Below are 22112 nucleotides of genomic sequence, written 5' to 3' on the forward strand. Positions count from 1 at the left end.
TTCAGCGATAGCGCCTGGCATACGCTGCCGCCCCCCAGGCGCCAGGCCAGCCGCGTGGCCAGCTCATCGGCCAGCGCGCCCGCCGGGAACAACACGATATCCACCGGCGTCTGCCGCCACTGAGCGACCAGCGCATCCAGCAGCTGCACGGCAACCTCCGCCCCGGCGTCTGGCGTCCAGCGCTCGAGCTCCGCCGAAGCAAGATCGTTTCCCGCCAGCCAGCCGCCTATCGCGGCGCTGTCGCCTGCGGCCATCACTATCGCCATCTTCATGGCCGCATCCTCTCGCATAAATAGTTCTCCCACAGCGCCCTGGCTTTCTCCTGCGCCGTCGCACCTTCAACGATAACGGCCGCGCGCCGCGGAGCCGGGCGCACCAGGCGCAGGCACTGAACGTCAGGCGTCGCCTCAGCGGTCGCCGCCTGGCGCACGATGTCCGCCTTTGCCGCCGCCAGGCGCTGGCGCATGCCGGGTACCGGGAGCGCCACTTCGCCGCACTGCCTGACGGCAATCACCGCCGGTAGCCGCACCCGGCAGCGGCGGATGCCGGCGTCCGTGCGCTGCTCGACAACGGCGAAAGGCGGTTCGAGCGTAAAGCGTTCAACCTGGGTGAAACAGGGCCAGCCGAGCATTTCCGCCAGCAGAAACGGCGTCTGGCCATTTTGCCCCTCGCTGCTCTGACAGCCGGTCACGATCAGCTCCCCGCCGTGGCTGCGCTGCCAGTCGGCAATCTGTCCGGCGATAAACGAGGGTGCAAAGCGCAGATCCTCTACCGTCTCCAGCAGCACCCGCTGGTCAAAGCCCAGCGCGGCAAAGTAGCGCAGCCAGTGCAGCGCGCGCTCGTCGCCAATGCTTAATGCGCTCAGGGTCATCCCGCAGCCCGCATTGCGCTGAGCCAGCAGCAGCGCGGCGGCGGCCTGCTCATCGGCGCCGATGGCGCTGCGCAAGAGTGAGACATCCGGCCCGCGGGTATCCAGCGCCGCGGCCTGCCAGTCCTTTTCCGCCAGCATGCCGGCGTCCGGCTCCGGCTTAAACGCCAACAGAACGTTCATTCGCGCCTCCTTGTCTTTTATCGCCGCTCCCGGCGGCCACCAGCGGCAGCGCTTTGGTTTCCGGGGCCCACAGCCAGGTCACCACAAAGCCGATCAGCAGTACGCCGGCCAATAGCAAAAGGGTAACCGTCATCCCCCACTGCGCCAGGGTCCAGGGCAGCAGGCCGGTGCTGATGGCGGCCCCAAGCCGGCTCATAGCGGTTGCGAAGCCAACGCCCAGCGAGCGGATATCCGTAGGAAAGCTTTCCGCCGGTAAAATCCCCACCAGGTTGCTGACCGCCGAAATTGTGGTGCTGAATAAGATAAAAAGCAGCAGCGTCCAGTGGCTGCCCGCCGGCAGGCAGGCCATAACGATTAGCGTCGCCGCCAGCAGCAGAAAGCTGCCGAGCAGAAAATGACGGTGGGCCAGCAGATGGGTTAATACCAGGCCCAGCAGCGCGCCAACGATCAGCAGCGCATTCAGCAGCAGGCTGGCGGTGAGCGCATCTTCAAGACCGATGGTTTCCGCGATGGTGGGCAGCCAGGTGTAGATAACGAACCACGGGATCACCAGGCAGACGAAGAAGATGCTGTTAAATGCCGTTCGCCGCCAGTAGCGCGGTGAAAATAGCGTTCCGATGCGTTTATTGCTTGCCGCCACCACCTCATCACCGAGCAGCACGTGCGGGCCGAAACAGCGGCGCACCACGGCGTGGGCCTCGGCGAAGCGGCCCTGGCGTAACAGCCAGCGCGGAGACTCCGGCGTCCCCCAGCGCAGCAGCGTGATGAGCAGGGCCGGCAGCGCGGACGAGGCCAGCAGCCAGCGCCAGGCCTCTGGGTTGTCGCTGATAAAATGGTGCCCGGCAAGGCTTGCCAGAACGTAACCGACGGTCCACACTACGCTAAACGCGCCGAGCAGGATGCCCCGATGCCGGCGCGGCGCGAATTCGGCCAGCAGCGTATGGCCCACGGAGTAATCCCCGCCCAGGCCAATGCCTATGAGGATCCGCAGGCCAATGAGCTGTTCAGGCGTGGCGGCAAAAAACTGTAGAAAAGAGGCGACGGTAATCAGGACAAAGCTGAGGTTGAAAATCTTCTGCCGGCCAATATGATCCGAGACCCATCCGAGGATCAGGCTGCCGATAAACAGGCCAAGCAGCGCCGCCCCGCCGATCATCCCGGCCATAAAAGGCGTCAGGTGCATGGCGGGGGTCAGCTGGATAATGGCGTAACCGATGACGCCGAGGACGTAGCCGTCAACCAGATGCGCGCCGAAGGTTAGTGCGGCAATGCGGCAGTGAAAGCCGTTTAGCGGCAGGTCGTCCATTCGCACCGGTGAAGCGTTCATTTCTCCCCCTTCATGGTCCGGAAAAAACGGCTTCCCGGTTGAGAAGCCGTATATAGCGCTCATACTTCAAGCCGCCTGCTGCGTTTGCTTTCCCCCGTCACATTGCTATAGATGCTCCAGGGGATGGGCGCTTTTAGCACCCGCAGGCGAGCCGAATTATTTTAGCTATCGCTCTTATTTTTCAATCGGGTAAATCGTTCCGGTATTCATGATACCGTTTGGATCAAACTGCTTCTTCAGCCCTTCCAGCAGCGGCCACGCGCTGCCGTGCTCCAGCTTGCTCCAGTGAACGCGGTGTTTACCAATCCCGTGGTGATGCACCATTGAGCCGCCGAGGCGAATGGTCTCTTCGCAAATGATCTTGTTGAGCGGGTTGTGGTACTTATCAATCTCCTCCTCCGGCTTGCAGTCCACCACGTTGTAGTCGTAGACGAAGTACATGTTGGTGCCGTTCATATAGCTATGAGAAGAGTGGCCGCCCAGCATGGTGATATCGTCGGCGTGCGGGAACTCGGTGCGGATGCGGTTGAGAACGCTTTCGTAGATCTCATTGATGCAGCTCCAGCAGCCCGATACCTCGGTGGTAAAGCCCATATTGCCGGTTTTGAGGATCTGCACGCGTTCGGCGGCCACCTTTTCCGGGCCCCAGTTGAGGTGGTTAAACCAGGTTTCAATCAGCTTGCTGTCTACGCGCTGGCACTGCGGATAGCGCGCAACGACCTGCGCAATCCCTTCGCCGGTGGCTTTCGCTATCAGCGGGTTGCCTTCCGCCATAAAGATCAGCACGCATTTGCCATCGGCAAAATGGGTAAAGTGCTGGGTGCCATCCTCGGCATCGTACAGGCGGGCAATCGACGGACGATAGCCCTCCACCATGACCTCGCGCAGGATGCTGAAGCCCACCTTCATATCGTCCAGAACGTAGCCGTAGAACAGGTTATTTTCCGGCGTGAACCTGAAGATTTTCACCGTCACTTCGGTGATATAGCACAGCGCCCCTTCGTTGCCGATGATGATATGGCGAATATCCGGCCCGGCGGCGCGGCGCGGAACGTTTTTGATGCGGGTGACGGTGCCGTCGGGCAGCACGGCTTCCAGCCCGACCACCATATCTTCGATCGCCCCGTAGAGCGTGGAGAACTGGCCGATGCTGCGGGTTGCCACCAGGCCGCCCATCTGCGCCAGCGGCTTAGACTGCGGCGAGTGGCCGGTGGTGTAGCCTTTTGCCCGCAGCGCGTTTTCGAGCACCTCCAGCGGCACCCCGCACTGCGCGGTTGCCTGCATGTTTTCGATATCAATGTTCAGGATTTGGTTCATCCCGGCGCCGTCCAGCACCACGGAATTTTCCACGACGGTTTCGAGGCCACCTTCGGTCGCCGAAGCGCCGGTACGTGGGACCCCGTTGATCTTATGCTGGTTCATAAAGGACAGCACGCTTGAAACCTGTTCGGTGGAGCCTAGCTTGACGACCGCGGCGGGCAGCGGCAGCGTAAAGACGCCGTGGATATCGGCATATTTACGAAAGCGGTCAATGCTGTTGCGCTTTAACACGGTTTCATCGGTAATCACGCGATCGGAACCGACAATTTCTTTTAACTGATCAACAATCGCTTCACGGGATAAAGACATAGTAATACCTTCCTGATAATTAATTCGGAATAGACGCGGCATCACGCAAGCTGCTTCTTTATTAACGGCCGATATAAACCCCAATGACATCGGGTGCGATGTTTACGGGAACTTTTTTTTATTTCAGCCTCGATGCATATTGCGTGATATTACGTAAGACAATAAATAAAAATACAGAAACCACCGATTAAAAATTAACGCACCAGATAACCGCCATCGACTACCAGCAGATGACCGTTAACATAATTGGATGCCTGACTGGCTAAAAATACGGCTGCCCCCATGAGATCCTGAGTATCACCCCAGCGGTTTGCCGGAATATGGTCCAGCACGCGCTGATTGGTTTCCGGATTGCTACGGGTAGCCAACGTAATATCGGTAGCATAATAGCCAGGGGCGATGCCGTTGACCTGAATATTATACTGACCTAGCTCGTCGCAATAGGCCTTAGTGAAACCAGCAAGCGCGTGCTTCGTTGCCGAATAAGCCGGTGACCACTGGCCGCCGAGGTAAGAAAATAACGAGCAGATATTAATAATTTTACCGCTATTTTGCGGGATCATAATTTTTGCCGCTTCATGGCTGAGCTCGAACGGCGCCGTCAGGTTAACATCGATCATCGGATCCCAGTCCGCCCGCCCGAAGTCCAGCACCTTATTGAGCTTACAAATTCCGGCATTGTTGACGAGGATATCGACCGTGCCGAAGCGTTCACAGCAGGCGGCAACGATCCGCTGCGGCGCGCCTTTGGCGGTAATATCCACCTGCATAAACTCAACTTCAACACCCTGTTTTTCAATGATTTCTTTTGTCTCTCCGTTGTCCTTGACGACGCTTGGGATAAACAGATTGGCGCCGGCTTTCGCCAGCGCCATGGCAAAGGCCTGACCTAGCCCGCTATTGCCGCCGGTGACAATTGCCGTTTTACCTTTCAGAGAGAAGAAATCCATTGAGAATGCGTTAAGAGATTCGATTGACATAGCTGGCTCCAAATTCCTTTAGGCAAAAAAAAAGAAAGGTAACTTCCCCCACGAGAGGGAAGTTACCTTTCTCATTGTCTCTGGTAACTGAGCTAAATTTTTAGCACAGCGCTCGGGCAGCTAATGTGATCGCAATCACAGATAAATATTTCACTCATAAATTAAGCGTAAAACTACGAAGCGTGATAATTCTCACACTAAAACCCACGCTGGCATGTTATTCCTAATCGCAATTACTAGAGACCAGAGAAAAGTAATCCACCTGCAAAGGCGGCTTACTTTTCTCTTTTTTTCGTCTATTCAAAATGAGATCACGATATGCAACAGAATTCATATCGCCGTTGGATAACGCTTGCCATTATTAGCTTTAGCGGCGGAGTCAGCTTTGACCTTGCCTATTTACGCTATATCTATCAAATCCCAATGGCAAAATTTATGGGATTTAGCAATACCGAAATCGGCTTAATTATGAGCACCTTTGGTATTACCGCCATTATTCTCTATGCGCCCAGTGGGGTTATTGCCGATAAATTCTCGCACCGCAAAATGATTACTTCAGCGATGATCGTGACCGGCCTGCTCGGTTTAATAATGGCAACCTATCCACCGCTGTGGGCCATGCTTTGTATTCAGGTCGCCTTTGCCATCACCACCATTCTGATGCTGTGGTCCGTTTCAATTAAGGCCGCCTCACTGCTCGGCGATCATAGCGAGCAGGGGAAAATCATGGGCTGGATGGAGGGGCTGCGCGGCGTTGGCGTTATGTCGCTGGCGGTATTTACCATGTGGGCTTTTTCCCGCTTCGCGCCCGACGATAGCAACAGCCTGAAGGTCGTTATCCTGATTTACAGCGTGGTTTACATCCTGCTGGGGATACTGTGCTGGTTCTTTGTCAGCGACGCGCCCCAGCGCGGCGGCGCGGCGCAGGAAGAGAAAAAAGCGTTTCAGCTAAGCGATATCCTCGCCGTCCTGCGCATCAGCACCACCTGGTACTGCAGCATGGTCATCTTTGGCGTCTTTACCATCTACGCCATCCTCAGCTACTCCACCAACTACCTGACGGAAATGTACGGTATGTCGCTGGTGGCCGCGAGCTATATGGGGATCGTCATCAACAAAATCTTCCGCGCGATTTGCGGCCCGCTGGGCGGCATTATTACCACCTACAGCAGAGTCAAATCCCCGACCCGCGTCATTCAGCTGCTGTCGGTGGTGGGGGTTCTGGCGCTGGTCGCCCTGCTGGCCACCAATTCACACCCGCAGTCCGTGGCGATGGGGATCGGCCTGATTCTGCTGCTGGGCTTCACCTGCTACGCTTCGCGCGGGCTCTATTGGGCCTGCCCCGGCGAAGCGAGGACCCCGGGCTATATTATGGGAACCACCGTCGGTATCTGCTCGGTCATTGGCTTCCTCCCCGACGTTTTTGTCTATCCGATCGTCGGCCACTGGCAGGACACCCTCCCCGCCGCAGACGCCTATCGCAACATGTGGCTAATGGGCCTGGCCGCGCTGAGCATGGTGATCCTCTTTACCTTTTTGCTGTTTCGAAAAATACGCCGCACCGACGCCGCGACAGCGCGCGAGGCATCGCTTGCCGCAGAGACTGCCGGCGAGTGAGGGTGAAAATTAAAGGAGAATAATAATGTCGAAGAAATACATCATTGGAATCGATGGCGGGAGCCAGAGCACCAAGGTCGTGATGTACGACCTGCAGGGAAACGTGGTCTGCGAGGGAAAGGGCCTGCTGCAGCCCATGCACACCCCGGACGCCGATACGGCGGAGCATCCTGATGATGATTTGTGGACCTCGCTTTGCCTCGCCGGGAAGGATCTGATGAGCCGGTTTACCGGCCAGAAAGAGGATATTGTCGGCATCGGCCTGGGCTCGATTCGCTGCTGCCGCGCGCTCCTTAAAGCCGACGGTACGCCCGCGGAACCGCTGATTAGCTGGCAGGACGCCCGCGTCACCCGGCCCTATGAGCACACCAATCCCGACGTGGCCTGGGTCACCTCATTTTCCGGCTATCTGTCGCACCGCTTAACCGGCGAGTTTAAGGACAATATCGCCAACTACTTTGGCCAGTGGCCGGTGGATTATAAAACCTGGGGGTGGAGCGACAATGAGGCGGTTATTAAGCAGTTTAATATTCCGCGCCGGATGCTATTCGACGTGCAGATGCCCGGCACGATTCTGGGTCATCTCACCGACCAGGCGGCCCGTGCAACCGGCTTCCCGGCGGGATTGCCGGTTATCTGCACCACCAGCGATAAGCCGGTTGAGGCGCTCGGCGCAGGGCTGCTGGATGACGAAACGGCGGTTATCTCATTGGGCACCTATATCGCCCTGATGATGAACGGCAAAGCGCTGCCGAAAGATCCCGTCGCCTACTGGCCGATTATGTCTTCCATTCCCGAGACGCTGCTGTACGAGGGGTACGGTATTCGCAAGGGAATGTGGACGGTGAGCTGGCTGCGGGACATGCTGGGCGAATCCTTAATTCAGGACGCCAGGGCCCAGGAGCTGTCGCCGGAAGATCTGTTAAATAAAAAGGCCGCAGCGGTGCCGCCGGGCTGCAACGGTTTAATGACCGTACTGGACTGGTTAACGAACCCCTGGGAGCCCTATAAGCGCGGGATCATGATCGGTTTTGATTCCAGCATGGACTACGCGTGGATTTATCGCTCCATCCTGGAGAGCGTTGCGCTGACGCTGAAAAATAACTATGACAATATGTGCAATGAAATGAACCAGTTCGCTAAACATATCATCATTACCGGCGGCGGTTCGAACAGCGACCTCTTTATGCAGATCTTCGCCGACGTCTTTAACCTGCCGGCCAGGCGCAACGTGATTAACGGCTGCGCCAGCCTCGGGGCGGCAATCAACGCCGCGGTGGGATTGGGTTTATATCCCTCATACCAGGCAGCGGTTGAAAATATGGTGCGGGTAAAAGATACCTTCATGCCGGTAGAAGAGAATGCCAGCCGCTATGAGGCGTTAAATAAGGAAATTTTCAGGGAGTTAACCACCTATACCGATCCGATTTTGAAAAAGTCGTATGCGGTCATCCATGGAAATCGGGAAAACGTCGACGCGATTCAAAGCTGGTCGAACGCGTAGCGGAGGTGCCGGGTAGAGGAGATCTACCCGGCGCTTGATCAGGCAATATTCAGATACTTGTGCGTTTGCATCGACAGCCGCCAGTTGCGGGCGATGCAGGTCTCAATGCACAGACGCGTCGCATCCTCTTTCTGACTGATGGGCTGCAGAGCGATAATGCGCGGCTTGTCGTCGGTCAGCGTTTCCAGCAGTTCATCCAGCGCTTCGATATCGCGCACGCGACCCACCGGATGCTTGATTTCATCCGCGCGCAGCAGCGCCTGCGACAGCACGTCGTAACCGCCGCGCATGTTGACCTTCGGTGAAACCGTCACCCAGGCCCGCGGGCTGCAGCGCACTTCATGGGTGCCGCTGGTTTCAATCTGACAGCTGAAGCCGTTATGCTCAAGCAGGGTCGTCAGCGGGGTGAGATCGTGGATGCAGGGCTCACCGCCGGTGATCACCACGTGACGAGCGGTCCACCCCTGGCGGCCAATGATCGCCAGCAGATCTTCGCCGCTGGCCGGGCCCCATTTGTCGCTCTCTTTGGTTTTCGCCAGAATGCTAAACAGCGACACTTCCCGATCGGCAAGTTTGTCCCAGGTATGTTTGGTATCGCACCAGGCGCAACCAACCGGGCATCCCTGCAGGCGAATAAAAATGGCTGGTACGCCGGTAAAGTAACCCTCGCCTTGCAAGGTCTGGAACATCTCGTTAATCGGGTACTGCATAATCATCTCTGTTTAGGCTCTAAACTATCATTATCGCAGATTTGCACGCCCAGGTCTTGTCCTCAGCTGCGATGGCGCGCGCTTCGCTCCCCTCGGCCCGCAGGCCAGACAGCGGAGGATCAAACCGCGGCTATTGTTCCTCTTCGCCCCGCCAGTTTATAAAACTATCCGCCGCCCGGTAATAATTCATTTTATTTTTTAGATCCCCGTCTTTGATGTAACAAAAAATTTTAATTATGACATTAATGAAAAATATAAAAACCTGAATAATAAATAAAATAACAAACAAAATCAGTAACGTACAAACTGATACATGAAAGATCGAATCTTTATAAATAGCCTGATGTCGAATCCAATCCGCGCCCGTTCATAACCTTAATACCGTCTTAAGGATTGGTCTAAATAGCCCATTTGCCATTTACCCACCGTTTAGTTTAGCCCGCCTAGAATCCACTCCACTAACCATGATGAGACTGTATTCATGAAGACATTATTAATAACAGGCGTTACCGGATTTCTGGGTGGGGCAGTTTTAGAGAATATCCTCAATCAAAAAAATGAGGTTAATCTGCTGCTTTTAGTTCGTGCCAATAATGGTGAAGCAGCGCTTGCCCGGGTTAAAGACAATCTGCGTAAATTCAATATCGCCGAGGAGGCGCTGGCGACGCTGAGTACCCGGCACATCCTGCTGGGTGATTTGGCGAATCCTGAAGAATTCCTTGCCGATGCGCGCCTCGATGGCGTGACCCACGTGCTCAACTGCGCCGCCGTCGCCTCGTTCGGCAACAACCCGCTGATCTGGAAAGTCAACGTTGAGGGGACCCTGCGCTTTGCCCAACGCATGGCCGAGGTCTCCGGGTTGCAGCGCTTCCTGCACGTTGGCACGGCAATGTCGTGCTCGCCGGAACCTGATTCTCTGGTTGCGGAAAGCGCCGAATTCCGCGAGCGCGCCGAGCACCTTGTGGAGTACACGCACTCTAAATCGACCATCGAGCGGCTGATGCAGCAGGCGTGCCCGACGCTGCCGCTGACTATCGCCCGCCCTTCTATCGTCGTCGGCCATACCCATCACGGCTGCCAGCCCTCCAGCAGCATCTTCTGGGTATTCAGCATGGGCCTGATGCTGCAAAAGTTCATGTGTTCGATGGAGGACAGAATTGACGTGATTCCCGTTGATTACTGTGCCGACGCGCTGCTGATGCTGCTCGACAGCCCGCTGGCTCGTGGAGAAGTGGTGCATATCTCGGCGGGGGAAGAAAATAGCGTCAGGTTTGCCGAGATTGACAGCGCGATGGCCTCAGCGCTGGAGCGTCTGCCGGTTGGCGACAGCTATGCCCAGGTGAGCTACGAGACGCTGGTTAAGATGCGCCGTGAGCTAAAAGATATCTTTGGTCCGTGCAATGAGCGCCTGATGCTCAAAGCCATGCGCCTGTACGGCGCGTTCGCCACGCTTAACGTCCGCTTCAGTAACGACAAGCTGCTGAGTATGGGGATGCCCAAACCGCCGCGCTTTACCGATTACATTGACCGCTGCGTGCAAACAACCCGCGGGCTTTCTATTCCGCAGCAGATGGCCGTCGACTTTAAATAATCGCCGATCTGTAGACAAAAAAAATGCCAGTCCGCAGACTGGCATTTTTATATCAGATAAAGACGGGCTTATGCCTGACCTTTGATCTCTTTACGACCGTTGTACGGTGCTTTTTCGCCCAGCGCTTCTTCGATACGAATCAGCTGGTTGTATTTAGCAACGCGGTCAGAACGGCTCATAGAACCGGTTTTGATCTGGCCTGCAGCGGTACCAACAGCCAGGTCAGCGATGGTAGCGTCTTCAGTTTCGCCTGAACGGTGAGAGATAACGGCAGTGTAGCCAGCGTCTTTCGCCATTTTGATCGCAGCCAGAGTTTCGGTCAGAGAACCGATCTGGTTGAATTTGATCAGGATGGAGTTAACGATGCCTTTCTCGATACCTTCTTTCAGGATCTTGGTGTTGGTTACGAACAGATCGTCACCAACCAGCTGGATTTTGTCGCCCAGAACTTTAGTCTGGTATGCAAAGCCGTCCCAGTCAGATTCGTCCAGACCGTCTTCGATAGAGACGATCGGGTACTGTTTGGTCAGGTCTTCCAGGAAGTGAGTGAACTCTTCAGAGGTGAACGCTTTGTTGCCTTCGCCGGCCAGAACGTATTTACCGTCTTTGTAGAATTCAGAAGCCGCGCAGTCCATCGCCAGAGTGATGTCGGTGCCCAGCTCGTAGCCAGCAGCTTTAACCGCTTCAGCGATAACTGCCAGAGCTTCAGCGTTGGAGCCCAGGTTCGGCGCGTAGCCGCCTTCGTCACCCACTGCGGTGTTCATGCCTTTAGCTTTCAGAACTTTAGCCAGGTTATGGAACACTTCAGAACCCATACGTACGGCTTCTTTCAGGGATTTAGCGCCAACCGGCTGAATCATAAATTCCTGGATGTCGACGTTGTTGTCCGCGTGCTCGCCGCCGTTGATGATGTTCATCATCGGAACCGGCATGGAGTATTTGCCCGGAGTACCGTTCAGCTCAGCGATGTGTTCGAACAGCGGCTGACCTTTAGCAGCAGCTGCTGCCTTGGCGTTCGCCAGGGACACGGCCAGGATTGCGTTCGCACCGAAGTTAGATTTGTTTTCAGTACCGTCCAGATCGATCATGATCTTGTCGATGCCGGCCTGGTCTTTGGCGTCTTTGCCAAGGATTGCCTGAGCGATCGGGCCGTTAACCGCGCCAACAGCTTTCAGTACGCCTTTGCCCATGAAACGGGATTTGTCGCCATCGCGCAGTTCCAGCGCTTCGCGGGAACCAGTAGAAGCACCTGACGGAGCTGCTGCCATACCAACGAAACCACCTTCCAGGTGTACTTCGGCTTCAACAGTCGGGTTACCACGGGAGTCGATGATTTCACGACCGATGACTTTAACGATTTTGGACATTAGATTTTCCTCAGTACAAGTTAAACTAAAACTCCAGACAAACAATGCACCCGGATGGGTGCATTGCCGTTCTAACTCTTTTACTTCGCCTGACGCTTCTGGTACTCGCTTGCCGCTTTCACAAAACCAGCGAACAGCGGATGACCATCACGCGGCGTAGAAGTAAACTCCGGGTGGAACTGGCAGGCAACAAACCACGGATGGTTCGGCACCTCGATGATCTCGACCAACTGATCGTCCCCGGAACGGCCCGCAACGCGCAGGCCCGCATTTTCAATAGGTTTCAACAACATGTTGTTGACTTCATAACGGTGACGATGGCGCTCGGTGATTGTCGGCTCGCCGTACAGCTGGCGTACCAGGCTATCTTCGTCCAGCTGGCACTGCTGCGCGCCCAGGCGCATGGTGCCGCCGAGATCGCTTCTCTCGGAGCGGACTTCGACGTTGCCTTCTTCATCACGCCATTCGGTAATGAGCGCCACAACCGGGAACTTACAGTCTGGCACAAATTCCGTGGAGTTGGCGTTCTCCATCCCCGCTACGTTGCGCGCGAACTCAATCAGCGCAACCTGCATACCCAGGCAGATACCCAGATATGGAATATTGTTTTCACGCGCAAAGCGCGCGGTGGCAATCTTACCTTCAACGCCGCGGTAGCCGAAGCCGCCCGGGATCAGGATAGCATCCAAATTCTTCAGAATTTCGACGCCGCGCGTTTCCACATCCTGCGAATCAATCAGCTTGATGTTAACGGTCACGCGATTTTTCAGACCGCCGTGTTTCAGCGCTTCAATCACCGATTTGTAGGCATCCGGCAGCTCAATGTACTTACCGACCATACCGATGGTGACTTCGCCTGCCGGGTTAGCTTCTTCGTAGATAACCTGTTCCCATTCGGCCAGGTTTGCTTCCGGACAGTTCAAGCTGAATCGTTTACAAATATAATCGTCCAGACCCTGAGATTTCAACAGGCCCGGAATTTTATAAATGGAATCGACATCTTTCAGAGAAATAACGGCCTTTTCCGGGACGTTACAGAACAATGCAATTTTAGCACGTTCGTTTGCCGGGACCGCCCGATCGGAGCGGCAGATCAGAATATCTGGCTGAATACCGATAGAAAGCAGCTCTTTTACGGAGTGCTGAGTCGGTTTGGTTTTGACTTCACCGGCTGCTGCCATGTACGGCACCAGGGTCAAATGCATAAACAGGGTATGCTCGCGGCCAATTTCTACCGCCATCTGACGGATAGCTTCGAGGAACGGCAGGGATTCGATATCACCGACGGTACCGCCGATTTCAACCAGCACCACGTCGTGACCTTCGCCACCGGCAAGCACGCGCTCTTTAATCGCATTAGTGATGTGCGGAATAACCTGTACGGTTGCGCCCAGGTAATCACCACGGCGCTCTTTGCGCAGGACGTCGGAGTAAATACGACCCGTAGTGAAGTTATTGCGGCGGCTCATTTTGGTGCGGATGAAACGCTCGTAATGGCCCAGGTCCAGATCGGTTTCAGCGCCGTCTTCAGTAACGAACACTTCCCCGTGTTGGATAGGACTCATGGTACCCGGATCGACGTTGATGTACGGATCCAGTTTCATCATGGTCACGTTAAGCCCACGGGCCTCGAGAATAGCTGCGAGGGATGCTGCGGCAATGCCTTTACCCAGAGAGGATACGACCCCGCCGGTCACAAAAATATAGTTCGTTGTCATGCTGAACCTGAGAAGTTAGGGTGAAACGATGGAATAACCAGGACGGGAAAGTAGTATACCCGAACACGACGAGCGCCACAAACTTTCATTACTCCGTCTCCTTTCCAGGTCATGACAAACATAGGGAGTGAGAAAATAGCCCCTTTTGGGTAAATGTTTTTGACGCAAATCAAGCGCTTGTCATTTAAAAAATCACACAAATAGCGCTTGATCACGAAAACTCGTTAGAGATCAGTTTCCTGCCGCTTTACCTCTTGCCACACTTCTTCCATGGTATCGAGGTCTACGCCGGTCATCTCCAGCCCGCGCGCGCTCACAATGCGCTCAACTTCGCGGAAACGACGCTCAAATTTGAGGTTGGCTTTTTGCAGCGCAACCTCAGCTTTGACGCCTAAATGACGGGATAAATTGACCGTCGCAAACAGCAGGTCGCCCACTTCCTCCTCCAGTTTAGCTTCATCTACCACCGCCTGCTGCACTTCGTGCATCACCTCATCGATCTCCTCGTGCACCTTGTCCAGCACCGGGCCGAGCGAGGTCCAGTCAAAGCCCACTCCCGAACAGCGCTTCTGTATTTTATGCGCGCGCATCAGCGCCGGCAGGCTGTGCGGAATATCATCCAGCGCGGAGTGTTGGGATTTTTCCGCCCGCTCGGCGCTTTTTATCGCTTCCCAGCGCGCCAGCACTTCGCTGCTGGTGCCGGCGCTGGCATCGCCGAAGATATGCGGATGGCGGCGCTCCAGCTTGTCGCTGATAGCCGCGCAAACGTCGTCAAAGGCAAAGCGTCCCTCTTCCTGCGCCATCTGGGCGTAGAACACCACCTGGAACAGCAGGTCTCCCAGCTCGCCGCGCAGATCGTCAAAATCTTCGCGGGCTATAGCGTCCAGCACTTCGTAGGTTTCTTCGAGGGTATAGGGGGCAATGGTGGCAAAGGTCTGCTCTTTGTCCCACGGGCAGCCGGTTTCCGGGTCGCGCAGGCGTTGCATAATGCCGAGCAGGCGGTCGATTTGAGTCATGGTGATTCCTTGCAAAATTACGCGTATTTCCCCTCACCCACCCCGTTTAGTCAGAAAACCGCAACCCGATGCCGGCAGCGCCGGGGCCGGGCCAGAGGCAACCTCTCCCTGCCGGGAGAGGTTGATGGTGAAAGGAGAGAAATTAGCCGCCGTGCAGACGGCGGGCATCAATAACGTCCGGCACCTGATTCAGCTTGCCGAGCACGCGGCCCAGCACCTGCAGGTTATAGATTTCGATGGTCATATCGATGGTGGCCAGCTGCTGTTTGGTATCGCTGCGGCTGGCAACTCCCAGCACGTTGACCTTCTCGTTGGCGAGGATGGTGGTAATATCGCGCAGCAGCCCGCTACGATCGTTGGCGACCACGCGCACCACCAGCGAGTAGCCCGCTGAATAGCTCTCTCCCCAGACCGCGTCAACGATCCGCTCCGGCGCGTGCGACTGCAGCTCCGCCAGCTGATCGCAGTCCGCCCGGTGCACCGAAATCCCGCGCCCCTGGGTGATAAAGCCGACGATCTCATCCCCGGGGATCGGCTGACAGCAGCGTGCGATGTGGTGCATCAGGTTGCCGACGCCTTCCACAACCACCCGACCGTTGTCTTTGCTGCGATTCTGCGGCGCCCAGCTCTTCTGCTGCAGCTGCTTCAGCGCCGCCGCATCCTGCTCGGCCGCGCTCGGCTTATTGAACTGCGCCTGCAGGAAGTTGACCATCTGGTTAAGGCGAATATCTCCGCCGCCAATGGCCGCCAGCAGCTCGTCCAGCTCGTTGAAGTTGTAGCGCGGCAGCAGATGCTTTTCTGCGTCCTTGAGGGTGATGCCGAGATGCTCAAGCTCATCGTCAAGGATCTGCCGCCCGGCGATAATGTTCTTGTCGCGATCCTGCTTGCGGAACCAGGCGTGAATTTTCGAGCGCCCACGGCTGGTGGTGACGTAGCCAAGGTTCGGATTCAGCCAGTCGCGGCTCGGGTTGGGCTGCTTCTGGGTGATGATTTCAATCTGATCGCCCATCTGCAGCTGATAGGTAAACGGCACAATGCGTCCGCTGATTTTCGCCCCGATGCAGCGGTGCCCGACGTCGCTGTGGATGTGGTAGGCGAAATCGAGCGGCGTTGAGCCGGAGGGTAAATCGACGACGTCGCCTTTCGGCGTAAAAACGTAAACCCGGTCGTCAAAGACCTGGCTACGCACTTCATCCAGCATTTCGCCAGAATCCGCCATCTCTTCCTGCCAGGCGATCAGCTTACGCAGCCAGGCGATACGATCTTCGTAACCGCGGCCGCCGCCCACCGCCGCGCCGGTGCCCTCTTTGTACTTCCAGTGCGCGGCGACGCCCAGCTCGGCATCCTCATGCATCTGGCGAGTACGAATTTGAATTTCCACCGTTTTGCCGCCGGGACCGAGCACTACGGTATGAATAGACTGGTAGCCGTTCGGTTTTGGGTTAGCAACGTAATCATCGAACTCATCCGGCAGATGACGATAGTGAGTATGTACTATCCCCAACGCGGCGTAGCAGTCCTGCAGGCGCTCGGCGACAATACGCACCGCCCGGACGTCAAACAGCTCATCAAAGGTGAGATGTTTTTTCTGCATTTTACGCCAGATGCTGTAGATGTGCTTCGGCCGGCCGTACACTTCGGCCTTAACGCCTTCCGTTTTCATTTCCGAGCGCAGGTGGCCGACGAATTCGTCAATGTAGTGTTCGCGGTCGATTCGCCGCTCGTGCAGCAGTTTGGCAATGCGCTTATATTCGTCCGGATGCAGGTAGCGGAAGCAGTAATCCTCCAGCTCCCACTTCAGCTGGCCGATGCCTAAGCGGTTGGCCAGCGGGGCGTAGATATTGGTGCACTCTTTTGCCGCCAGTACGCGCTCATCTTCAGGCTCGTCTTTGACTTCCCGCAGGTGGGCGATACGTTCGGCGAGCTTGATGACCACGCAGCGGAAATCGTCGACCATCGCCAGCAGCATGCGGCGAATGTTATCCACCTGTTCTGAGGAGACGGAGTCGGTATGGGTGGCCTTGAGCTGGCGGATGGCCGCCATATCGCGTACGCCGTGGATCAGGGTCACCACCGATTTACCGACGCTCTCCTGCATCACCTCTTCGCTGACGACCTCGCCGTCCGCCAGCGGGAACAGCATCGCCGCCCGCAGCGTATCGATGTCCATGCTCAATGTGGAGAGGATTTCTACCATCTCCACGCCGCGCCATAGCAGGATATCCGCACGCGGATGCCCCTGCGTTTGCTCGCGACAATAGTCCCAGGTTTCGGCTAAGCGTTCACACGACTGCTGGCTGGAAATTCCCAGACTCGCGATCCATTTATTCGGGTCAAATTCACCAGCTTTATTTAGATGTGCACTTCTTACCGCAACCATTGTCCTCTCCTTAAGGGACCTGGCCTGCCGAAGTCGGCAAGCCTCAACTTTTACACGTCATCCTGCAAATCGCGTCGCGTCGGCGTCTGTCGCTCACCTCAGTTTCTGGGCTAAGCGGGCCGCTGAGGATTTACTCTACCGCCGCCTCGATGCGATTCGTATGATTTTGTGCAAGCTTGTGCTCAAACAGCACCATTGATTCCAGATGCCCGGTATGCGGGAACATATCCAGCATCGCCAGGCGTTGGATTTCATACCCCGCCGCTAAAAGCAGTTCGCTATCGCGCGCCAGCGTCGCCGGGTTGCAGGAGACATAGACTACGCGCTGCGGGGCCAGTTTTATAATATGCTGCATCACGCCCGCCGCGCCGGCTCTTGCCGGGTCGAGCAGGATTTTATCAAAGCCATGCTTCGCCCAGGCCTGGCGCGTGACGTCCTCTTCCAGATTTTCATGGAAGAATGTGACGTTATGCAGATGGTTAAGCGCGGCGTTCTCGCGCCCCTTTTCCACCAGAGCGGGAACGCCCTCAACGCCCACAACCTGCGCGGCGCGCTGCGCCAGCGGTAGGGTAAAATTGCCCATTCCGCAGAACAGATCCAGCACCCGGTCCTGCGGCTGAATATCCAGCCACTCGAGGGCCGTGCGCACCATCAGCTGATTAACGCCGTCGTTAACCTGAATAAAGTCGCGCGGACTGAACACTAAGCGTAGTCCGTCTGACGTATACCATGGCGCTTCGCCGCTAATATGTTCAAGTATCTCGCTTTGCGGCGCCAGGTACAGGGAAAGACCGTGAGATTGCGAAAATCGTTCCAGTTTTTCTTTATCGCCGGCGGGCAGGGCTGCGGTGTGACGCAATACCATCAGCGGCCCGTTATCGGCCTGCACCAGCTCAACGTGGCCCAGCTGGCGCACGGATTTCAGGCTGCTCAGACATTCGCGTACCGCCGGCAGCAACGCCTCAAGAGCGGGCGCCAAAACGGGGCACCGCACCACTTCGACAACGTCGCTGGAGCTGGCCTGGCGAAAGCCCATGCGTAATTGTTGGGTCTTTGGCTGATAATTCAAGCTCAGGCGCGCGCGTCGACGATAGCCCCACGGCGAAGCGGCTATAATCTCATCGACATCGCGTTTCATCAGGCGACCGAGCGCGGCGCGTTTGCTTTGCTGCTGCAGCTCAACGCCGGCATGCTGCTGCTGGCAGCCGCCGCAGACGCCAAAATGCGGGCAGCGCGGCGTCTGGCGCTGCGGGCTGTCGTTGAGGCGGCGTTTTACCGTGGCGTGCGCGTACTGTTTTTTCTCGTCAACCAGCACCACCTCGGCCTGCTCCTGCGGCAGCAGCCCGCGAACAAACAGCGCTTTTCCCTGGTGACGCGCAACGCCCTGACCAAAGGTATCGAGGTCATTTACTGTAACGGTTATGATCTGGCGCGTCGTCACACGCCGTTTTGCAGAGTAGAATTGCGCCATCGTAGAGATTTGTCTCAATCAAATATACTGACTCTTATTCTCCCATAACGGAACCGCATGACCAACTACAGCCTACGTGCTCGCATGATGATTCTTATTCTGGCACCCACCGTACTTATTGGTTTGCTGCTCAGTATTTTCTTCGTCGCGCATCGCTATCACGACCTGCAGCGGCAGCTGGAAGACGCCGGAGCCAGTATTATCGAGCCGCTGGCGGTCTCCAGTGAATATGGCATGAATCTGCAAAACCGCGAATCTATCGGGCAGCTGATAAGCGTGCTGCACCGCCGCCACTCGGACATTGTGCGCGCAATTTCGATCTATGATTCGCAAAATAAGCTTTTTGTGACGTCCAATTTTCAGCTTAACCCCAGCGAGCTGCGGCTGGAAAAAGGGGCAAAGTTCCCCCACCAGCTCAGCGTGACCCGCAAAGGCGACGTGATGATTTTGCGTACCCCTATCATCTCGGAGAGCTATTCGCCCGATGAGTCGCCGGTGACCGATGCCAAAATGCCCGGCAACATGCTGGGCTACGTGGCCCTTGAGCTGGACCTGAAATCGGTACGCCTGCAGCAGTACAAAGAAATTTTTATCTCCAGCGTCATGATGCTGTTTTGTATCGGCATTGCGCTGATTTTCGGCTGGCGGCTGATGCGGGACGTCACCGGGCCGATCCGCAATATGGTGAATACCGTTGACCGCATTCGCCGCGGGCAGCTGGATAGCCGCGTCGAAGGTTTTATGCTCGGCGAGCTGGATATGCTGAAGAACGGCATCAACTCCATGGCGATGTCGCTGGCGGCCTACCATGAAGAGATGCAGCACAATATCGATCAGGCGACGTCCGATCTGCGCGAAACCCTCGAGCAGATGGAGATCCAAAACGTGGAGCTGGATCTGGCGAAAAAACGCGCTCAGGAAGCCGCGCGTATCAAGTCAGAGTTCCTCGCCAATATGTCCCACGAGCTGCGTACGCCGCTGAACGGCGTGATTGGCTTTACCCGCCTGACGCTAAAAACCGATTTAAACACCACCCAGCGCGATCATCTGACCACCATCGAGCGCTCCGCCAACAACCTGCTGGCGATCATCAACGACGTGCTCGACTTCTCCAAACTGGAGGCCGGGAAGCTTATTCTCGAGAGCATCCCGTTCCTGCTGCGCAATTCGCTGGATGAGGTGGTGACCCTGCTGGCGCACTCGGCGCACGATAAAGGGCTGGAGCTGACGCTCAATATCAAAAATGACGTGCCGGATAATATTATCGGCGACCCGCTGCGCCTGCAGCAGATCATCACCAACCTGGTGGGCAACGCCATCAAGTTCACCGAGCACGGGAATATCGACGTGCTGGTGGAGCAGCGCGCCATCAGCAACTCCCGGGTGCAGATCGAGATCCAAATTCACGATACCGGGATCGGCATTCCGGAGCGCGACCAGTCGCGGCTGTTCCAGGCTTTCCGCCAGGCAGATGCCAGCATTTCTCGCCGCCACGGCGGCACCGGGCTGGGGCTAGTCATTACCCAGCGGCTGGTGAAGGAGATGGGGGGCGATATCTCCTTCCACAGCCAGCCTAATCGCGGCTCGACCTTCTGGTTCCACATCAGCCTCGACCTTAACCCGAACGCCATTCCCGATAGCCCGCTCACCGACTGTCTGCGCGGGAAAACGCTGGCCTATGTCGAAGCCAACGCCGCGGCGGCCCAGTGCACGATGGAGCTGCTGGCCAACACGCCGCTGAAGGTGGTCTACAGTCCGACGTTTTCCGCTCTGCCGGAGGCACATTACGATATTCTGCTGGCCGGTATTCCGGTTTCCATGCGCGACCTTAACCAGCAAAAGGATAAGCTCACCAAAGCCTGTTCGATGGCCGATAACTTACTTCTCGCGCTCCCCTGCCACGCGCAGATCAACGCCGAAGCGCTGAAGCGCGAGGGCGTGGCCGCCTGCCTGCTTAAACCGCTGACCTCAACCCGGCTCCTCCCTGCGCTGACGGCCTCCTGCCGGACGCAGCCCGCGGTGATGCTGACGCATACGGACAGCAGCAAGCTGCCGATGACGGTAATGGCGGTTGACGATAATCCGGCCAACCTGAAGCTTATCGGCGTGCTGCTGGAAGACCTGGTCCAGAACGTGACGCTCTGCGAGAGCGGCCAGCGCTCCGTGGAGCTGGCCAGGGAGATGCAGCTGGATCTGGTGCTGATGGATATTCAGATGCCGGACATGGACGGCATTCGCGCCTGCGAGCTCATCCGCCACCTCCCTCACCACCAGCAAACGCCGGTCATCGCGGTCACGGCCCACGCCCTGGAGGGACAGAAAGAGAAGCTGCTGAGCGCCGGCATGAACGATTACCTGGCAAAACCGATTGAAGAGGAGAAGCTGCACAGCCTGCTGCTGCGCTATCAGCCGGGGATGCACGCCGCCGCCCCGCTGGCGGCCGAAGTGGTTGAACCCCCGATCGATCATAACGTTACCCTCAGCTGGCCGCTGGCGCTGCGGCAGGCGGCGATGAAGCCGGACCTGGCGCGGGAGATGCTGCAGATGCTGATCGCCTTTATGCCGGAGGTGCGTAACAAGGTTGAAGAGCAGCTGGTGGGCGAGGAGCCGGAAGGGCTGCTGGATTTGATTCATAAGCTTCACGGAAGCTGCAGCTACAGCGGCGTGCCGCGGCTGAAGAAGCTGTGTCAGACAATCGAGAGCCAGCTGCGCGCGGGAACCGCCGCCGAAGATCTGGAGCCCGAGCTTCTGGAGCTGCTGGATGAGATGGATAACGTCACGCGGGAAGCGTGCAAGCTAATGGGCATCTAGCCCCGGCAGCTCTGCGGGTCCTGGCAACGGCCCGGCCCCGCGGAGCGCAGCTACAGTCTTTGCCCCATTTTCAGTATAGCCGCCACGTTGCGCGCCGTCATGCGCACGTTATCGGCGGCGTTTTCCAGCGCCTCTTCGAGGGTGCAGACCGAATAGAGTACGCTGAAAACCGCATCCAGCCCGTGCTGGTGCACAACGCCCACGTCTGCCGTCAGGCTGCCGGCAATGCCAATCACCGGGATGTTGTAGCTTTTTGCCACCTTAGCCACCCCAACCGGCACCTTGCCGTGAATCGTCTGGCTGTCAATGCGCCCCTCGCCGGTGATAACCAGGTCAGCGTCCGCCACCCGCTCCGCGAGGTGCAGGGCGTCGGTCACAATCTCAATCCCCGGGCGCAGCTTCGCCCCGCAAAACGCGTAGAGCGCGGCGCCCATTCCGCCCGCCGCGCCGCCGCCCTCAAGATGCAGGACATCAATGCCGAGATCGCGATGAATAATTTGTGCGAAATGCGCCAGCGCGCGATCGAGGCGGGCGATCATCTCCTCCGTCGCCCCTTTCTGCGGGCCAAATACCGCCGTCGCGCCTTCCGGGCCGGTAAGCGGGTTGGTCACGTCGCAGGCAACCTCGATGCGGCAATCCGTTAAGCGTTGATCCAGCTCGCTGAGATCAATCTTCGCCAGCTCCTCCAGCGCCGCGCCGCCGGCCGCAATCTGCCGGTTATCTTCCGTCAGCAGCCTGCCGCCCAGCGCCTGCACCATCCCGGCGCCGCCGTCGTTAGTGGCGCTGCCGCCGATGCCGATAATAATCTGCTTCACGCCACCGTCCAGCGCGTGGCGGATCAGCTCCCCTGTCCCCCAGCTGGTGGTGAGCAGCGGATTACGGCCCGCCGGCGGTACGCTCTCCAGGCCCCTGGCCGCCGCCCTTTCAATATAGGCGCAGC

Annotated in this window: 15 protein-coding genes and 1 pseudogene; 4 read left to right on the top strand and 12 right to left on the bottom strand. The window is 57.1% G+C overall.

Annotated elements, in window-relative coordinates:
• The 5 genes and pseudogenes from PFH44_RS14005 to PFH44_RS14025 all read right to left on the bottom strand — a co-directional run.
• Positions 1-272, bottom strand: a pseudogene (locus tag PFH44_RS14005) (electron transfer flavoprotein); the annotation flags it as partial.
• Complete coding sequence (locus PFH44_RS14010) at positions 269-1051, bottom strand: adenine nucleotide alpha hydrolase family protein (RefSeq protein ID WP_283825286.1); 783 nt, start codon at positions 1049-1051, stop codon at positions 269-271. The pseudogene PFH44_RS14005 and the gene PFH44_RS14010, both read right to left, overlap by 4 nt.
• Positions 1029-2441 carry an MFS transporter gene (locus PFH44_RS14015; protein ID WP_283825287.1) on the bottom strand — a complete coding sequence of 471 codons (1413 nt, stop codon included), beginning with the start codon at positions 2439-2441 and terminating at the stop codon, positions 1029-1031. The genes PFH44_RS14010 and PFH44_RS14015 overlap by 23 nt, the downstream gene beginning before the upstream one ends.
• A 111-nt stretch (positions 2442-2552) precedes the next feature.
• Positions 2553-4007, bottom strand: coding sequence for an FAD-binding oxidoreductase (locus PFH44_RS14020; RefSeq protein ID WP_132513037.1), 1455 nt, complete (start codon positions 4005-4007; stop codon positions 2553-2555).
• Positions 4008-4201: 194 nt separating this feature from the next.
• On the bottom strand, positions 4202-4987 hold the full coding sequence (locus PFH44_RS14025; protein WP_045857545.1) for an SDR family oxidoreductase: 786 nt from the start codon (positions 4985-4987) through the stop codon (positions 4202-4204).
• A 318-nt stretch (positions 4988-5305) separates the two neighbouring features.
• On the opposite strand from PFH44_RS14025, the gene PFH44_RS14030 reads away from it, so the two are divergent.
• Positions 5306-6604 (top strand): MFS transporter, encoded by a 1299-nt coding sequence (locus PFH44_RS14030; protein ID WP_259226070.1) that lies wholly within the window; start codon positions 5306-5308, stop codon positions 6602-6604.
• Between the two features lie 25 nt (positions 6605-6629).
• A complete protein-coding gene (locus PFH44_RS14035; protein ID WP_283825288.1) occupies positions 6630-8108 on the top strand; it encodes an FGGY-family carbohydrate kinase in 1479 nt (492 codons plus the stop codon).
• 38 nt (positions 8109-8146) lie between these two features.
• On the opposite strand, the gene queE is transcribed toward PFH44_RS14035, so the two are convergent.
• The gene (gene queE / locus PFH44_RS14040; protein ID WP_041147731.1) at positions 8147-8818 is read right to left on the bottom strand and encodes a 7-carboxy-7-deazaguanine synthase QueE; all 672 of its coding nucleotides are present in this window, start codon (positions 8816-8818) and stop codon (positions 8147-8149) included.
• 481 nt (positions 8819-9299) lie between these two features.
• Here queE and PFH44_RS14045 point away from each other — a divergent pair, with 481 nt between their 5' ends.
• On the top strand, positions 9300-10409 hold the full coding sequence (locus tag PFH44_RS14045) for an SDR family oxidoreductase (RefSeq protein ID WP_283825289.1): 1110 nt from the start codon (positions 9300-9302) through the stop codon (positions 10407-10409).
• Positions 10410-10477: 68 nt separating this feature from the next.
• Here the strand turns inward: PFH44_RS14045 and eno are convergent, their stop codons facing one another.
• The 5 genes from eno to rlmD all read right to left on the bottom strand — a co-directional run bounded on the left by eno (position 10478) and on the right by rlmD (position 18361).
• The gene (gene eno, locus PFH44_RS14050) at positions 10478-11776 is read right to left on the bottom strand and encodes a phosphopyruvate hydratase (protein WP_045857537.1); all 1299 of its coding nucleotides are present in this window, start codon (positions 11774-11776) and stop codon (positions 10478-10480) included.
• A gap of 80 nt (positions 11777-11856) precedes the next feature.
• Entirely contained in the window at positions 11857-13494 is a 1638-nt protein-coding gene (pyrG, locus tag PFH44_RS14055; protein ID WP_045857534.1) for a glutamine hydrolyzing CTP synthase, read from the bottom strand.
• Between the two features lie 224 nt (positions 13495-13718).
• The gene (mazG, locus tag PFH44_RS14060) at positions 13719-14510 is read right to left on the bottom strand and encodes a nucleoside triphosphate pyrophosphohydrolase (RefSeq protein ID WP_283825290.1); all 792 of its coding nucleotides are present in this window, start codon (positions 14508-14510) and stop codon (positions 13719-13721) included.
• 142 nt (positions 14511-14652) lie between these two features.
• Positions 14653-16890, bottom strand: a complete 2238-nt coding sequence (gene relA, locus PFH44_RS14065; protein ID WP_045857530.1) for a GTP diphosphokinase — start codon at positions 16888-16890, stop codon at positions 14653-14655.
• A gap of 130 nt (positions 16891-17020) precedes the next feature.
• Positions 17021-18361: a 23S rRNA (uracil(1939)-C(5))-methyltransferase RlmD gene (gene rlmD / locus PFH44_RS14070; RefSeq protein ID WP_283825291.1), complete on the bottom strand. Its 1341-nt coding sequence runs from the start codon at positions 18359-18361 to the stop codon at positions 17021-17023.
• 57 nt (positions 18362-18418) lie between these two features.
• On the opposite strand from rlmD, the gene barA reads away from it, so the two are divergent.
• The gene (gene barA / locus PFH44_RS14075) at positions 18419-21172 is read left to right on the top strand and encodes a two-component sensor histidine kinase BarA (RefSeq protein ID WP_045857526.1); all 2754 of its coding nucleotides are present in this window, start codon (positions 18419-18421) and stop codon (positions 21170-21172) included.
• A gap of 50 nt (positions 21173-21222) precedes the next feature.
• Here barA and PFH44_RS14080 read toward each other — a convergent pair.
• Positions 21223-22112 (bottom strand): glycerate kinase (locus PFH44_RS14080; RefSeq protein WP_283825292.1); only part of this gene is annotated, 890 nt, incomplete at its 5' end.

Source organism: Klebsiella sp. Ech2A, from assembly GCF_030078455.1.
GTDB lineage: Bacteria > Pseudomonadota > Gammaproteobacteria > Enterobacterales > Enterobacteriaceae > Klebsiella > Klebsiella terrigena.

Bases quoted from the DNA above. Each gene is read 5' to 3' on its own strand.
- pyrG (WP_045857534.1), bottom strand. From the start codon at position 13,494: ATGACAACGAACTATATTTTTGTGACCGGCGGGGTCGTATCCTCTCTG.
- PFH44_RS14020 (WP_132513037.1), bottom strand. From the start codon at position 4,007: ATGTCTTTATCCCGTGAAGCGATTGTTGATCAGTTAAAAGAAATTGTC.
- PFH44_RS14045 (WP_283825289.1), top strand. From the start codon at position 9,300: ATGAAGACATTATTAATAACAGGCGTTACCGGATTTCTGGGTGGGGCA.
- relA (WP_045857530.1), bottom strand. From the start codon at position 16,890: ATGGTTGCGGTAAGAAGTGCACATCTAAATAAAGCTGGTGAATTTGAC.
- PFH44_RS14035 (WP_283825288.1), top strand. From the start codon at position 6,630: ATGTCGAAGAAATACATCATTGGAATCGATGGCGGGAGCCAGAGCACC.
- PFH44_RS14025 (WP_045857545.1), bottom strand. From the start codon at position 4,987: ATGTCAATCGAATCTCTTAACGCATTCTCAATGGATTTCTTCTCTCTG.
- mazG (WP_283825290.1), bottom strand. From the start codon at position 14,510: ATGACTCAAATCGACCGCCTGCTCGGCATTATGCAACGCCTGCGCGAC.
- rlmD (WP_283825291.1), bottom strand. From the start codon at position 18,361: ATGGCGCAATTCTACTCTGCAAAACGGCGTGTGACGACGCGCCAGATC.
- PFH44_RS14030 (WP_259226070.1), top strand. From the start codon at position 5,306: ATGCAACAGAATTCATATCGCCGTTGGATAACGCTTGCCATTATTAGC.
- PFH44_RS14010 (WP_283825286.1), bottom strand. From the start codon at position 1,051: ATGAACGTTCTGTTGGCGTTTAAGCCGGAGCCGGACGCCGGCATGCTG.
- PFH44_RS14015 (WP_283825287.1), bottom strand. From the start codon at position 2,441: ATGAGCGCTATATACGGCTTCTCAACCGGGAAGCCGTTTTTTCCGGAC.
- eno (WP_045857537.1), bottom strand. From the start codon at position 11,776: ATGTCCAAAATCGTTAAAGTCATCGGTCGTGAAATCATCGACTCCCGT.
- barA (WP_045857526.1), top strand. From the start codon at position 18,419: ATGACCAACTACAGCCTACGTGCTCGCATGATGATTCTTATTCTGGCA.
- queE (WP_041147731.1), bottom strand. From the start codon at position 8,818: ATGCAGTACCCGATTAACGAGATGTTCCAGACCTTGCAAGGCGAGGGT.